Source organism: Citrobacter freundii complex sp. CFNIH2, assembly GCF_002880615.1.
In the GTDB taxonomy this organism is placed as follows: domain Bacteria; phylum Pseudomonadota; class Gammaproteobacteria; order Enterobacterales; family Enterobacteriaceae; genus Citrobacter_A; species Citrobacter_A amalonaticus_F.
The window spans coordinates 2,051,306-2,065,499 of sequence record NZ_CP025757.1 but is presented as its reverse complement, the minus strand read 5'-3'; the positions used below and the strand labels follow the sequence as shown (position 1 = coordinate 2,065,499).

The 14,194-nt window shown below is 54.4% G+C and carries 16 protein-coding genes; 11 read left to right on the top strand and 5 right to left on the bottom strand.

What is annotated here, in order from left to right; all coding sequences use genetic code 11:
- Window positions 1-74: 74 nt before the first annotated feature.
- Window positions 75-887 carry a Cof-type HAD-IIB family hydrolase gene (locus tag WM46_RS10220; protein WP_102602182.1) on the bottom strand — a complete coding sequence of 271 codons (813 nt, stop codon included), beginning with the start codon at window positions 885-887 and terminating at the stop codon, window positions 75-77.
- The gene (locus tag WM46_RS10215) at window positions 888-2,096 is read right to left on the bottom strand and encodes an MFS transporter (RefSeq protein WP_061076977.1); all 1,209 of its coding nucleotides are present in this window, start codon (window positions 2,094-2,096) and stop codon (window positions 888-890) included.
- Between the two features lie 81 nt (window positions 2,097-2,177).
- Here WM46_RS10215 and WM46_RS10210 point away from each other — a divergent pair, with 81 nt between their 5' ends.
- Window positions 2,178-2,717: a TetR/AcrR family transcriptional regulator gene (locus WM46_RS10210; protein ID WP_102602181.1), complete on the top strand. Its 540-nt coding sequence runs from the start codon at window positions 2,178-2,180 to the stop codon at window positions 2,715-2,717.
- A gap of 7 nt (window positions 2,718-2,724) precedes the next feature.
- Here WM46_RS10210 and WM46_RS10205 read toward each other — a convergent pair whose 3' ends face one another.
- On the bottom strand, window positions 2,725-3,522 hold the full coding sequence (locus tag WM46_RS10205; RefSeq protein WP_102602180.1) for an SDR family NAD(P)-dependent oxidoreductase: 798 nt from the start codon (window positions 3,520-3,522) through the stop codon (window positions 2,725-2,727).
- Between the two features lie 241 nt (window positions 3,523-3,763).
- Window positions 3,764-5,449 carry an aspartate:alanine antiporter gene (locus WM46_RS10200; protein ID WP_043001240.1) on the bottom strand — a complete coding sequence of 562 codons (1,686 nt, stop codon included), beginning with the start codon at window positions 5,447-5,449 and terminating at the stop codon, window positions 3,764-3,766.
- Between the two features lie 269 nt (window positions 5,450-5,718).
- On the opposite strand from WM46_RS10200, the gene WM46_RS10190 reads away from it, so the two are divergent.
- Complete coding sequence (locus tag WM46_RS10190) at window positions 5,719-6,096, top strand: inner membrane protein YbjM (RefSeq protein ID WP_043001239.1); 378 nt, start codon at window positions 5,719-5,721, stop codon at window positions 6,094-6,096.
- Between the two features lie 48 nt (window positions 6,097-6,144).
- Here WM46_RS10190 and WM46_RS10185 read toward each other — a convergent pair whose 3' ends face one another.
- Window positions 6,145-6,408: a GrxA family glutaredoxin gene (locus WM46_RS10185; RefSeq protein WP_000495514.1), complete on the bottom strand. Its 264-nt coding sequence runs from the start codon at window positions 6,406-6,408 to the stop codon at window positions 6,145-6,147.
- A 172-nt stretch (window positions 6,409-6,580) separates the two neighbouring features.
- On the opposite strand from WM46_RS10185, the gene WM46_RS10180 reads away from it, so the two are divergent.
- The 9 genes from WM46_RS10180 (at window position 6,581) to WM46_RS10140 (ending at window position 14,167) form a co-directional block, all read left to right on the top strand.
- Window positions 6,581-6,868 carry a DUF1418 family protein gene (locus tag WM46_RS10180; protein WP_061076982.1) on the top strand — a complete coding sequence of 96 codons (288 nt, stop codon included), beginning with the start codon at window positions 6,581-6,583 and terminating at the stop codon, window positions 6,866-6,868.
- Entirely contained in the window at window positions 6,852-7,574 is a 723-nt protein-coding gene (gene nfsA / locus WM46_RS10175) for an oxygen-insensitive NADPH nitroreductase (RefSeq protein ID WP_102602179.1), read from the top strand. The genes WM46_RS10180 and nfsA overlap by 17 nt, the downstream gene beginning before the upstream one ends.
- Before the next feature lie 60 nt (window positions 7,575-7,634).
- On the top strand, window positions 7,635-8,537 hold the full coding sequence (gene rimK / locus WM46_RS10170; protein WP_102602178.1) for a 30S ribosomal protein S6--L-glutamate ligase: 903 nt from the start codon (window positions 7,635-7,637) through the stop codon (window positions 8,535-8,537).
- Window positions 8,538-8,626: 89 nt separating this feature from the next.
- A complete protein-coding gene (locus WM46_RS10165) occupies window positions 8,627-9,103 on the top strand; it encodes a YbjN domain-containing protein (protein WP_043001235.1) in 477 nt (158 codons plus the stop codon).
- 364 nt (window positions 9,104-9,467) lie between these two features.
- On the top strand, window positions 9,468-10,580 hold the full coding sequence (gene potF / locus WM46_RS10160) for a spermidine/putrescine ABC transporter substrate-binding protein PotF (protein ID WP_102602177.1): 1,113 nt from the start codon (window positions 9,468-9,470) through the stop codon (window positions 10,578-10,580).
- A 100-nt stretch (window positions 10,581-10,680) separates the two neighbouring features.
- Window positions 10,681-11,814 carry a putrescine ABC transporter ATP-binding subunit PotG gene (potG, locus tag WM46_RS10155; RefSeq protein ID WP_102602176.1) on the top strand — a complete coding sequence of 378 codons (1,134 nt, stop codon included), beginning with the start codon at window positions 10,681-10,683 and terminating at the stop codon, window positions 11,812-11,814.
- A 9-nt stretch (window positions 11,815-11,823) separates the two neighbouring features.
- Window positions 11,824-12,777 (top strand): putrescine ABC transporter permease PotH, encoded by a 954-nt coding sequence (gene potH, locus WM46_RS10150; protein ID WP_061076986.1) that lies wholly within the window; start codon window positions 11,824-11,826, stop codon window positions 12,775-12,777.
- Complete coding sequence (potI, locus tag WM46_RS10145) at window positions 12,774-13,619, top strand: putrescine ABC transporter permease PotI (RefSeq protein WP_042320333.1); 846 nt, start codon at window positions 12,774-12,776, stop codon at window positions 13,617-13,619. Before potH ends, potI begins: the two co-directional genes overlap by 4 nt.
- A gap of 59 nt (window positions 13,620-13,678) precedes the next feature.
- Window positions 13,679-14,167 (top strand): YbjO family protein, encoded by a 489-nt coding sequence (locus WM46_RS10140; protein ID WP_102602175.1) that lies wholly within the window; start codon window positions 13,679-13,681, stop codon window positions 14,165-14,167.
- Window positions 14,168-14,194 lie beyond the last annotated feature (27 nt).

The following is a 14,194-nucleotide window of genomic DNA, read 5'->3' as shown; positions in this document are numbered from 1 at the left end:
CACCGCCGTCAGGTAATAAAGCCGGATGGCGGTGTAAACACCTTATCCGGCCTACTGAATGACGCCAGTCGTCGTCAATTAAACGGCGTTTCGTTCTTCAGGACGCAATCAATGATGTCGAGGACGCCTTCTTTGTTGTTTGAGCCTGCACGATATTTCGCGGCCTTCGCAATCGCATCCGCCGCATTTTCCATTGCAAAACTAAAGCCCGCCTGGCGCAGCATTTCAATATCATTGCCGCCGTCGCCAAACACCACCACGTCGTTATCATCAATTCCCCAGCGCTGCTGGAGCAGGCGCAGACCGTTCGCTTTATGTACGCCGGGGATAATGAGATCGATGCTGCCATAGCCGGTGTGAACAGGCACCATGATATCGCCAATGGCGTCGTGCAGCGCTTGCTGAACTTCCGGGATCCGGTCGTCAGAGATGTTCAGGCCAAATTTGAAAAACACGTCATTGATATTGTCGAAATCATCCACGAATTCGAGACGGTGATAGTACATGCCGGCGGTGGCTTTCATTTCGTCGTTGTACTCTTTCAGGGTATACGCGCTGTTCTTACCACAGGCGATGATTTCCACATCGGCGCGGGTTAACAGGTGATCGACGATGGCGGTAAAATCGGATTTCGCCAGATCGCCATTGAAGATATCCTGGCCTTCGCTCACCACCCAACCGCCGTTTTCGGCGACAAAGGAGATCTCATGGGCAATCTCAGGAAAGAAAGAGATGAGCTGGTAATACTGGTTGCCGCTGGCGACCGCAAAACGAATGCCCTGGGTTTTCATCTGCTGATACTGCGCCAGAAAACGTTCGCGATTATAGGTCTTTTGATCGCTCAGAAAGGTGCCATCCATATCGACTGCAATTAACTTAATACCCATTTATCCCTTCTCCATCGCAGTTTGCGTAGTTGAATTTGGTTTGGCGACGGCTCTGGCGACAACGGCGGCCAGCAGCACCAGCGCCAGCACCACCAGCATGGCGCTACGTAAACCATAGTGTTCGCCGAGGTAGCCCAGCAGCGGAGGGCCAACGAGAAACGCCAGATAGCCGGTAGTTGCCACGACGCTGACGCGCGTCGGCGCATCCGGTCCCGTGTCGCTGGCCGCAGAAATGGTTAACGGGAAACCGAGCGATGCGCCCAGGCCCCACAGTATCACGGAGACGCCAGCCACCCAGGCGCTGTCGACGAAAATAATCAGACCAATACCGAGCGCGCCCATCAGGGCGCTGGCGCGAACTACCGCCACACGACTGTAGCGATCAATAAACCAGCCGCCGGTAAAGCGCCCGACGGTCATCCCGAGCGTGAACCCTGCGTAAATCAGCGATCCGGAAGTCGGGCTAAACCCGTGACCATCGACCATCAACAGCGGTAGCCAGTCGTTGGCGGACCCTTCAGCAAAGGCCATCGCCAGCACCACAACGCCAATCAGCAGCAACTGAATATCACGCCAGAAGGGGACGCCTTTTTCCTGGTGATGAGAACCGTCGCTGGCGTTTTTGCCCGTCCCGTCGGGAATCGCTTTGATGGCAATAAAAATCGGCGCAATCGCCACCAGCGAAGCCAGCACAATATGCGTGGTTGCCGCGACGCCAAAGGCCGTCAGCGCCATCCCGACGCCTGCGCCCGCCAGCGTGCCGAAGCTGTAAAAACCGTGCATCATCGGCAGCACGGTTTTGTTCATCTCACGTTCGACAGCCGCCCCTTCAATATTGATCGCCACTTCTGCGGAACCAAAACTGGCGCCGAATACGCCTAAACCCAGCGCAAACAGCACCGGGGAGGTGAGCCAAAGCGCCAGACTCAGTACCAGCATCCCTACAATCGCGCAGGACATGGTGGTGCGAATCACCTTTCGTGTGCCAAATCGTTTCACCAGCCAGGCCGAACAAAGGATGCCGCTCATCGAACCAATCGAGAGACCAAACAGCACGGCCCCCATTTCCGCCGTTGAAACCGAGAGCGTGTCACGAATAGCCGGTGTACGCGTGGCCCAGGAGGCCATTAGCAGGCCGGGCAAAAAGAAGAACATAAAAAGCGCCCAGGTTCGGCGTTGCAGGGCTTTGCGGGAGGAAGTCAATGTCATCAGGGAAGCACCAGAAGTACAACAATAGCGACAACACTAGCAAGTTTGTGTACATTTGTACATAAATCGGAAGGGGAATTTATGAGCAGACGACCAAACGATCCGCAGCGCCGGGAACGGATACTTCAGGCAACCCTCGAGACAATTGCTGAGCATGGGATCAGTGCTGTAACGCATCGTAAAATCGCCAGCTGTGCAGGGGTTCCACTGGGATCGATGACGTATTACTTCGAGGGTATGGACTCGTTGATTGAAGAGGCGTTCACGCGTTTTACGCGCGATATGGCGCAGCAATATCGTGACTTTTTTGCCGGGGTGACCGGGCCGGAAATGGCCTGCGAATCGATCACCACCCTCATTTACAGTTCAGAAGTGACGACGCCGCGTAATATGGAGCTGATGTATCAGCTGTACGCGATGATGAATCGTAAACCGGCGCTACGAAGTGTGATGCAGGACTGGATGCAAACCAGTCAGACAACCCTTGAGCAGTGGTTTGATCCTATTACCGCCCGGGCGCTGGACGCTTTTATTGAAGGGATGACGCTGCATTTTGTGACTGACCGGACGCCGATGACGCGCGAAGAGATCCTGCGGATGGTTAAGCGCATCGCCGGGTGAAACGCGATTATCCTGTTGTGGCGCCTGCGGTCACATTCACGATGGTCGCCGTCATGGCGCTGGCGCTATCTGAGGCCAGAAAGGTCATGAGCGCAGCGATATCCGCAAGCGTTGGCAGGCGTTTGAGCATTGTGCTTTGCGCCGCACCCCCTAACCATTCTTCTGTTGTTAACCCCATTTCCTGCGCTTTTGCGGCGAAAATTTTACCGGTATAAGAACCTGCCTGAATGGCATCGCCGATCGCGTGGGATCGAATTCCGATGACGCGGATATTTCTGGGGGCGAGTTCGGCAGCCAGGGCTTTGACGAACGCTTCTGTCCCTGCGCTGCCGACAATGTGACCTGAATGACCCGCGATAGCCATCGCGCCTGCAGGGGCGACGACGCTAAGAATCACACCCGCGCGTTCACCCCCCATATGCGGCGTTACGGCCTTTGCGAGGGTGAATTGCGCGGTGAGAAAGGGACGGATCCCCTGCATAAATTCGTCCAGGGTTAATTCCGTGACTTTTTTGCCCTGGTCGTGCATAAAACCGGTGGCATTGACGACAATATCGAAACCGCCGGCCCTGCTCGCCAGTTCTGCTACGCGCGTCATCATCGCGGTCTCGTCGAGAACATCGATGAGGAGGGTATTAGCGGTGCCTCCTGCGGTACGAATATCGTGCGCCACACGATCCAGTTTTTCCTGACCGCGTGCAACCAGATACACCCGCGCTCCCTCACGTGCCATATTCCGCGCCACGGCACTGCCGATAGCGCCGCTTCCGCCGAAAATCACGACGACCTTGTTTCTAAGCAACATGAAGTCTTCACCTTCACAGACCGATAATCAGGAAGTATGGGTGAGAAATGGTGGGGTGCAAGGATAGGGGGAGAACGGCAGGCAACAAAAAACCCATCAACCTTGAACCAAAACGGCGGGGTTGATGGGCTCCACAAATTGGGGACATCAAAGAAAAGCAGTGGCAATAGTTATGACTGACGCCTTGAGGAAAAGTTCTACGTATTTGCAAAAAATTTTCACTTAAGGGGCAACTTCAGTTTTATCCTAAGCCTGGCCAGATGATGATGATGAGCGTCCCCGCCAGCGTCAGCAGCACGTTGGCTATCGCGTAGGTGCCTGCGTAACCCAGCGCCGGGATATTGCTACGCGCGGTATCGCTGATAATTTCCATCGCCGGTGCGCAGGTACGTGCTCCCATCATGGCGCCAAAAAGGAGCGCCCGGTTCATGCGCAGGACATAGGCGCCGAACAGGAAGCAAATGATCACCGGCACCAGGCTGACGATCAGGCCGGCAATCAGCATTTGACCGCCAATCGCCCCTAATCCCTGACCGATGCCGCTGCCCGCGCTTAAGCCAACGCCCGCCATAAAGACCATCAGGCCGAATTCTTTCACCATGTTTAGTGCGCCCTGAGGGATGTAGCCAAACGTGGGATGGTTAGCACGCAGGAAGCCCAGCATGATCCCGGCGAACAGCAATCCAGCGGCGTTACCGATGCCGAAACTGAAGTTACTGAACTGGAAGGTGATCATGCCGATCATCAGACCAATAATGAAGAATGCACAGAAGGCCAGCAGATCGGTTACCTGGCTGTGAATCGAGATAAAGCCAATGCGATCGGCGATCGTTTTCACCCGACGCGCGTCGCCGCTGACCTGCAATACGTCGCCTTTATTAAGCACCACATTGTCATCAATCGGCATTTCAATCTGCGAACGAATCACGCGGTTCAGGAAGCAGCCGTGATCGGTGAGCTTCAGTTGAGCAAGACGGCGTCCTACTGCATTGTGGTTTTTCACCACGATCTCTTCCGTGACGATCCGCATGTCGAGCAGGTCGCGGTCGAAAACCTCTTTGCCGTTACGAAAGCTAGGGTCGAGGCGGGCATGCGCATCCGGATAGCCGACCAGCGCGATTTCATCACCCATCTGCAGTACGGCGTCGCCGTCCGGGTTTGCCAGAATACCGTTACGACGGATGCGTTCAATGTAGCAGCCGGTCGCACGGTAAATGCCGAGCTCACGCAGGTTCTTTCCGTCTGTCCAGGCGACCAGCTCCGGGCCGACGCGATAAGCACGAATAACCGGCAGGTACACCTTCCTGTTCGTATCGGTGTCCAGACCGCGTTCACGGGCGATTTGCTGGGCGCTGGTTTGCAGATCCTGATGTTGTAATTTTGGCAGGTAGCGTGCGCCGACGATCAGGCTGACCAGACCGATCAGGTAGGTCAGCGCGTAGCCCAGGCTCAGGTTATCCAGTGCCCGGGAAAGCTGTGCGCTCTCCATTCCGAAATGGCGCAGCGTATCGCCAGCACCGACCAGAACCGGGGTAGACGTCATTGAGCCAGCCAGCATACCGGCCGTCAGGCCGATGTCCCAGCCAAATAGCTTACCCAGCCCCAGGGCGATCAGCAGCGCGCTGCCGACCATCACCAGAGCCAGCATCAGGTAATTCTTCCCGTCCCGAAAAAAAATGGAAAAAAAGTTAGGACCAGCTTCAACGCCGACACAAAAAATAAACAGCATAAAGCCCAGATTCAGTGCGTCAGTGTTAATACTGAAATGCTGCTGCCCTAATAAGAGAGAGACGACTAAAACGCCAATGGAATTACCCAGTTGGATGGAACCCAGACGCAATTTACCGAGACACAGGCCGAGAGCCAGTACAACGAATAATAACAGGATGTAATTCCCATTTAACAAATCGGCGACGTTTATATTCACGGAGACTAACTTCTTGTTTACGAGTAAGCTGTTGAAAGAAATGGCAATTTAGGCTACTGTTTTTGCCATCAAATAAGGGCGATTGTGACATATTCACAGCCCAAATATAAGCGGCACAACAATATAATCTGGCTAGTTTAATCTCATTACGTATCAACGGCTATAAGAATCGTGTTGGCGTATTTTGGCACGGAATGCTGAACGGCTTTATCTGACTGGACGCCTTTGGCGAAAAGTGTGTTCGATAGAGACAGTGTCAGGAGAAATGATTGAAATATAAACATGGTTGGGTAGGAGCGGTCTGCTGCTTTGTGCTCTTTGTGGTTGTCTGTCTTTTTCTGACAATGAACATGAAAGGGGCATTTCGGGCGGCCGGGCATCCTGAAATTGGGCTACTGTTTTTTACGCTGCCAGGCGCGGTCGCCAGTTTTTGCTCTCATCGCCGGGAGGTGATTAAACCGCTCCTTGGTGCGATGCTTGCAGCACCTTGTTGTTTGCTGCTTACGCGTCTTTTCTTTACGCCCACTCGCTCGCTGTGGCAGGAGATGGCGTGGTTATTCAGCGCGGTATTCTGGTGTGCTTTGGGAGCCTTATGCTTCCTGTTCATCAGCAGTTTGTTCAGGCCGCGACAGCGTAAAAACCAATAACGCCCTCTGGAGAGGGCGTTTTTACATCACTCACAGTACTCACAGCACTCAGGCGAACAGATTCAAATTCTCTTTCGCCCAGGCTTCAAAATCGGTGCAACCGCCGATGTGTTTCTGATCAACAAAAATCTGCGGCACGGTCTCAACCGGTTTGCCGACGGTCTTTTCCAGGTCCGCTTTGGTGATACCTTCCGCATGGATGTCGATGTAGCGATAGTTGAAATCATCGCGTTCGTTGCTCAGTTTCTCTGCCAGTTCTTTTGCGCGTACACAGTAAGGGCAACCCGGGCGACCAAAAATAACGGTGAACATTGTAGTCTCTCTCCTCGAACTCAAAGCCTGACGGCGAATGGCTGCTATGATGACGCTAATCGTCAGTCTTGAACAGTAGGTTGCACCTTTTACTTCGATACATTTAGTCTATATCTGTTAAACACATTCACGCTGAACGCCTTACACTATGTCTCACAAAAGAGGGCTTCCTGTGCGTATGACTGGCGCGTTACCGAAAAGTGTATTGATTCTGGAAATGGTGGGTATGGTGCTTCTGGCGCTGGCTTTGCTGTCGCTGAACCACTACCTGACACTTCCCGCCCCGTTTAACAGCGCGTTAGCGGTCATTATCATGCTTTTTTTGGGCGTACTGCTAATGATCCCCGCCGCACTGGCATTCGTCTGGCAAGTCGCGCAGCGACTGGCGCCACAGTTGATGAAGCCCCCATCCGATTCATCCCGTTCAGACAGAGAAAAAGAGAATGACTCCAACCATTAACCTTCTGCGTCGTCACCGCTCGATTCGTCATTTTACCGATCAACCGATTACGCCTGAACAGCGAGAGGCGATTCTGGCGGCCGCTCAGGCGACCTCCAGCTCCAGCTTTTTGCAGTGCACGTCCATTATTCGTATTACGGATCCGGCGCTACGTGACGCGCTGGTGCCATTAACCGGCGGTCAACAGCACGTCGCGCAGGCCGCTGAGTTTTGGGTCTTCTGCGCAGACTTCAATCGTCATCTGCAGATTTGCCCTGAAGCGCAATTAGGTCTGGCAGAGCAGTTGCTGCTGGGTGTGGTTGATACGGCGATGATGGCGCAAAACGCGCTGACGGCGGCGGAATCGTTGGGGCTGGGCGGCGTTTATATCGGCGGCTTACGTAATAACATCGAATCGGTCACGGAATTGCTGACGCTGCCGAAGCACGTACTGCCGCTGTTTGGGCTGTGCCTGGGGTGGCCTGCCGATAATCCGGATCTTAAGCCGCGCCTGCCTGCCGCGATTGTGATGCACGAAAACCACTACCAGCCGCTCGACAGGGACGCGCTGGCTGATTATGACGAACAGCTCGCGCAGTATTATCTCAGCCGCGGCAGCAATACCCGCCGTGACACCTGGAGCGATCATATTCGCCGCACGCTGATTAAGGAAAATCGTCCCTTTATCCTGGAATATTTACATAAACAGGGGTGGGCCACGCGCTAAAAATTCCGCCGCTGTGTATGATACGCGGGATAGTGATCGAGTGATGCTGAGAGGTGCTGGGTGAAAATTGCCATATTGTCCCGGGATGGAACGCTCTATTCGTGTAAGCGCCTGCGTGAAGCGGCGATGGCGCGCGGCCATCTGGTTGAAATACTCGATCCGCTTTCCTGTTATATGAACATCAATCCGGCGGCGTCCTCAATTCATTATAAAGGACGCAAGCTGCCTCATTTTGATGCCGTCATTCCGCGTATCGGTTCGGCGATCACCTTTTATGGTACGGCGGCGCTACGCCAGTTTGAGATGCTGGGCAGCTATCCGTTGAACGAATCTGTGGCGATTACCCGCGCCCGCGATAAGCTACGCTCGCTGCAACTGCTGGCGCGCCAGGGTATCGATCTCCCGATTACCGGCATTGCGCACTCGCCGGATGATACCAGCGATCTGATCGATATGGTCGGTGGCGCGCCGCTGGTGGTGAAACTGGTGGAAGGAACGCAGGGGATTGGCGTGGTACTGGCGGAAACCCGTCAGGCTGCTGAGAGCGTCGTGGATGCTTTCCGGGGGCTTAACGCCCATATTCTGGTTCAGGAATATATTAAAGAGGCCAAAGGTCGCGATATTCGCTGTCTGGTGGTGGGAGATGAGGTGGTCGCGGCCATCGAACGACGGGCGAAGGACGGCGATTTTCGTTCTAATCTGCACCGCGGCGGTGTGGCCTGCGTTGCCAACATTACTCCCCGTGAGCGCAAGATTGCGATTAAAGCCGCGCAGACGATGGGGCTTGATGTCGCCGGTGTTGATATTTTACGCGCCGAGCGCGGCCCGCTGGTGATGGAAGTGAACGCCTCTCCGGGTCTGGAAGGGATCGAAAAAATCACCGGTATCGATATCGCCGGGCGCATGATTCAGTGGATCGAACGCCACGCGACGGCTGAATTTTGTCTCAAAACGGGTGGCTAGTCTTAATATCGCCGATGATCGTGGCATGACGAACACTTTTTGCGTAAGCTGTGCCGGTATTTTTTCATCGTAAGAGGTAGCACATTATTATGACAGAATTGGTCGTTCCCACTCTGGATACGTTGCGGCAATGGCTCGACGACCTGGGCATGAGTTTTTTTGAATGTGATACCTGTCAGGCACTGCATTTACCGCACATGCAAAATTTTGACGGCATCTACGATGCGAAATTAGATCTCGTCGATAATACGCTGCTGTTTTCTGCGATGGCGGAAGTGAGGCCTTCTGCGTTACTGCCGCTGGCGGCGGATCTGTCTGCCATTAATGCCAGTTCCCTTACCGTGAAAGCGTTTCTGGATATGCAGGATGATAATCTGCCAAAGCTAGTGGTTTGCCAGTCTTTATCCGTTATGCAGGGGGTGACCTACGCGCAGTTCGAGTGGTTTGTACGTCAGAGCGAAGAGCAGATATCCATGGTCATTCTTGAAGCGGGCGCGCACCAGATGCTGTTTACCGCCGAAGAAGACGCGCAAAAAAGCAGCGTTGAGAACCATTTTCTTCACTGATTTTAACGTGAAGTATGACGCGTATAGCGCAGTCGCTGCCAGAGCGGCTGCGGTTTACGTTCTTTTATTCTGCATTTAACCTTTCTTTAAAGAATTATTCACCTCCTTTCCCGCCGTTTCGCTTTATCACATAGACATAAATTGCATAAAAAATTGATAAAAGGCGTTTTTTAATCTGGGCTATAGCCTGAAACCCTGGCTAAAGTTATTCTTGCGAAGCTTCATTACAGCGAGCAATAACGGTCGGGGGAGCGTCCGCTCTTCCTGGTTTTTGCCGAATGACAAACTATGCACGTTTCTTGCATAGCATTGAGTGCAACTTTTTTGGTTCGTTTGTTAACGAACTTTGATAAGGAAAGAGATTATGACCGCCTTAAATAAAAAATGGCTATCGGGTCTGGTTGCGGGTGCTCTGATGGCCGTCTCTGCCGGCACGCTCGCTGCGGAACAAAAAACACTCCATATCTATAACTGGTCTGACTATATTGCGCCGGATACGGTCGCTAATTTTGAAAAAGAGACCGGCATCAAAGTGGTCTATGACGTTTTTGACTCCAACGAAGTACTTGAAGGCAAACTGATGGCAGGCAGCACCGGTTTTGACCTGGTCGTGCCTTCCGCGAGCTTCCTTGAACGTCAGTTGACGGCAGGCGTTTTCCAGCCGCTGGATAAGAGCAAACTGTCGGGCTGGAAAAATCTCGATCCGGAACTGCTTAAACTGGTCGCCAAACACGACCCGGACAATAAATTTGCGATGCCGTATATGTGGGCGACCACCGGTATTGGCTACAACGTCGATAAAGTGAAAGCGGTGCTCGGCGCTGATGCCCCGGTTAAGAGCTGGGATCTGGTGCTGAAGCCGGAAAATCTTGAAAAGCTCAAGAGCTGCGGCGTCTCTTTCCTCGATGCGCCAGAAGAGGTGTTTGCCACCGTGCTGAACTATCTGGGTAAAGATCCGAACAGCACCAAAGCGGACGACTATACCGGACCGGCTACCGACCTGCTGCTCAAGCTGCGGCCGAATATCCGTTACTTCCACTCTTCGCAGTACATTAACGACCTGGCTAACGGCGATACCTGCGTGGCGATCGGCTGGGCAGGGGATGTCTGGCAGGCCGCTAACCGGGCGAAAGAGGCGAAGAATGGCGTCAATATCTCCTTCTCGATTCCGAAGGAAGGGGCGATGGCCTTCTTTGACGTCTTCGCGATGCCGGCAGATGCCAAAAATAAAGACGAGGCCTATCAGTTCCTCAACTATCTGTTGCGCCCGGACGTGATTGCGCATATCTCTGACCACGTGTTCTACGCGAATGCCAACAAAGAGGCCACAGCGCTGGTGAGCCCAGAAGTGCGTGATAATCCAGGCATTTATCCGCCAGCAGACGTGCGCGCGAAGATGTTCACCCTGAAAGTTCAGGAGCCGAAGATTGACCGCGTCCGTACGCGTGCCTGGACCAAGGTGAAGAGCGGTAAATAATCCGCCGTTGAAGTAGGCCGGGCAAGCGAAGCGCTCCCGGCAACAGGCGCACCGTTCTGGTGCGCCTGCACCATGATTTGTTTCTGCCGGAGAGCACCCCGTGAATGATGCCACCCCACGCCCGCAGGCGAAAACCCGTAAAGCGCTGACGCCGCTCCTCGAAATCCGCAACCTGACCAAATCCTTCGATGGTCAGCACGCTGTCGATGACGTAAGTCTGACCATTTATAAAGGCGAAATCTTTGCCCTGCTGGGCGCATCAGGCTGCGGGAAATCCACGCTGCTGCGCATGCTGGCGGGGTTTGAGCAACCCACCACCGGACAAATCATGCTGGATGGCGTCGACCTGTCCCAGGTACCGCCTTATTTACGTCCCATCAATATGATGTTTCAGTCCTACGCGCTGTTCCCCCATATGACGGTGGAACAGAATATCGCCTTTGGTCTGAAGCAGGACAAACTGCCGAAAGCAGAAATTGCCAGCCGGGTCGACGAAATGCTGGGTCTGGTGCATATGCAGGAGTTCGCCAAACGCAAACCGCATCAGCTTTCCGGCGGTCAGCGTCAGCGTGTGGCGCTGGCGAGAAGCCTGGCAAAACGGCCTAAACTTCTGCTGCTTGACGAGCCGATGGGCGCACTGGATAAAAAGCTGCGTGACCGTATGCAGCTCGAAGTGGTCGATATCCTTGAGCGCGTCGGTGTAACCTGCGTGATGGTGACGCACGATCAGGAAGAGGCGATGACCATGGCCGGGCGTATTGCCATTATGAACCGTGGCAAATTTGTGCAAATCGGTGAGCCAGAAGAGATTTACGAGCATCCGACCACTCGTTACAGCGCGGAGTTTATTGGTTCGGTCAACGTGTTTGAGGGCGTGCTTAAAGAACGCCAGGAAGATGGCCTGGTGCTCTATTCTCCAGGACTGGTGCATCCGTTGAAGGTCGATCCGGATGCGTCGGTGGTGGATAACGTGCCGGTGCACGTGGCGCTGCGCCCGGAAAAGATCATGCTGTGCGAAGAGCCGCCTGCCGACGGTTTTAACTTCGCCGTCGGCGAAGTGGTGCACATTGCCTATCTTGGCGATCTCTCCATCTATCACGTTCGCCTGAAAAGCGGACAGATGATCAGCGCCCAGTTGCAAAACGCTCACCGTTATCGCAAAGGTCTGCCGACCTGGGGCGATGAGGTGCGTCTGTGCTGGGATGCGGACAGTTGTGTGGTGTTGACGGTTTAAGGAGCGAAGATGAGTACACTTGAACCTCCGGCACGCGTAGAAAAGCCAGGCGGCTTTACGTTCTGGCTGGCGCGCGTACAGATGAAGCACGGGCGCAAACTGGTGATAGCGCTGCCTTACGTCTGGTTGATCCTGCTGTTTCTGCTGCCTTTTCTGATCGTCTTTAAAATCAGTCTGGCGGAGATGGCGCGGGCGATCCCGCCGTATACGGAACTGATGGCGTGGGCCGACGGGCAGCTGTCGATCACCCTTAATCTCGGTAATTTCCTGCAGCTGACGGACGATCCGCTCTATTTTGATGCCTATCTGCAGTCGCTACAGGTGGCGGGGATCTCGACGCTTTGCTGTCTGCTGCTGGGCTATCCGCTGGCGTGGGCGGTGGCGCACAGCAAGCCGTCAACGCGTAATATTCTGCTGCTGCTGGTGATCCTGCCGTCGTGGACCTCGTTTTTGATCCGCGTATATGCCTGGATGGGGATCCTGAAAAATAATGGCGTGTTGAATAACTTTCTGCTGTGGTTGGGGGTGATCGACCAGCCGCTGACCATTCTGCACACCAATCTGGCGGTGTATATCGGCATTGTGTACGCCTATCTGCCGTTCATGGTGCTGCCGATTTATACCGCGCTGACGCGGATTGATTACTCGCTGGTGGAAGCGTCGCTGGATCTGGGCGCGCGTCCGCTGAAAACGTTCTTTAGCGTGATCGTCCCGCTGACCAAAGGCGGCATTATTGCCGGTTCTATGCTGGTGTTCATTCCGGCGGTGGGCGAGTTTGTGATCCCGGAACTGCTCGGCGGACCAGACAGCATCATGATTGGTCGCGTGCTGTGGCAAGAGTTCTTTAACAACCGCGACTGGCCGGTGGCATCTGCGGTTGCGATTGTGATGTTGCTGCTGCTGATCGTCCCGATTATGTGGTTCCACAAACATCAGCAAAAAAGCGGAGGGGTCCACGGATGAACAACTTACCGGTAATTCGTTCGCCCTGGCGCATTGTGATTCTGGTGCTCGGATTTACCTTCCTGTATGCGCCGATGCTGATGCTGGTCATCTACTCGTTTAACAGTTCCAAACTGGTCACGGTGTGGGCTGGATGGTCAACGCGCTGGTACGGCGAACTGTTCCGCGATAGCGCAATGATGAGCGCGGTGGGGTTAAGTCTGACCATCGCCGCCTGCGCGGCGACCATGGCGGCGATACTCGGCACGATTGCTGCGGTGGTGATGGTGCGTTTTGGCCGCTTTCGCGGGTCGAACGGCTTTGCCTTTATGATCACCGCGCCGCTGGTGATGCCGGATGTGATCACCGGGCTCTCCCTGTTGCTGCTATTTGTCGCGCTGGGACACGCTATTGGCTGGCCGTCGGATCGTGGCATGCTGACTATCTGGCTGGCGCACGTCACGTTCTGTACGGCGTATGTGGCGGTGGTGATCTCCTCGCGCCTGCGTGAACTGGATCGCTCCATTGAGGAAGCGGCGATGGATCTGGGGGCGACGCCGCTGAAGGTGTTCTTTGTGATTACGCTGCCGATGATTATGCCAGCGGTAGTCTCCGGCTGGCTGCTGGCGTTCACGTTGTCACTGGATGACCTGGTCATTGCCAGTTTTGTCTCCGGGCCGGGCGCGACCACATTACCGATGCTGGTTTTCTCTAGCGTGCGGATGGGCGTTAACCCGGAAATCAACGCCCTGGCGACGCTGATCCTCGGTGTGGTCGGAATTGTCGGTTTTATCGCCTGGTATCTGATGGCCCGCACGGAAAAACAGCGGATCCGCGATATCCAGCGTGCAAGACGTGACTGAAGACACTAAAATCTGCCAACCTGGCTACATAATGCCGCGCCCGTCGCGGCATTGTTTTCATGGAAGACGATTCGTTGGGATTTTTTAAAAAATCATCCTCATCACATGCCCGCCTGAATGTGCCTGCGCTGGTGCAGGTGGCGGCGCTCGCCATTATTATGATCCGTGGGCTCGACCTGCTGATGATCTTTAACACGCTTGGCGTTCGCGGACTGGCTGAGTTTATCCATCGCAGTGTGCAGACCTGGAATTTGACGCTGGTTTTTCTGGGCAGTCTGGTGCTGGTGTTTGTGGAGATCGGCTGCGCGTTTTCACTGGTGAAGGGGCGTAACTGGGCGCGGTGGGTGTATCTCCTCACGCAGGTGATTGCCGCAGGCTATTTGTGGGCGGCCTCGTTGGGCTACGGTTATCCCGAACTGTTCAGTATTGCCGGTGAGTCAAAGCGGGAGATACTGCGCACGCTGGTGATGCAAAAGTTGCCCGATATGCTGGTGCTGTTATTACTGTTTGTGCCCGCGGCCAGTCGTCGCTTCTTCCGCTTACAATAATGTGTATAATCCTCGCCCCTGTTTAGA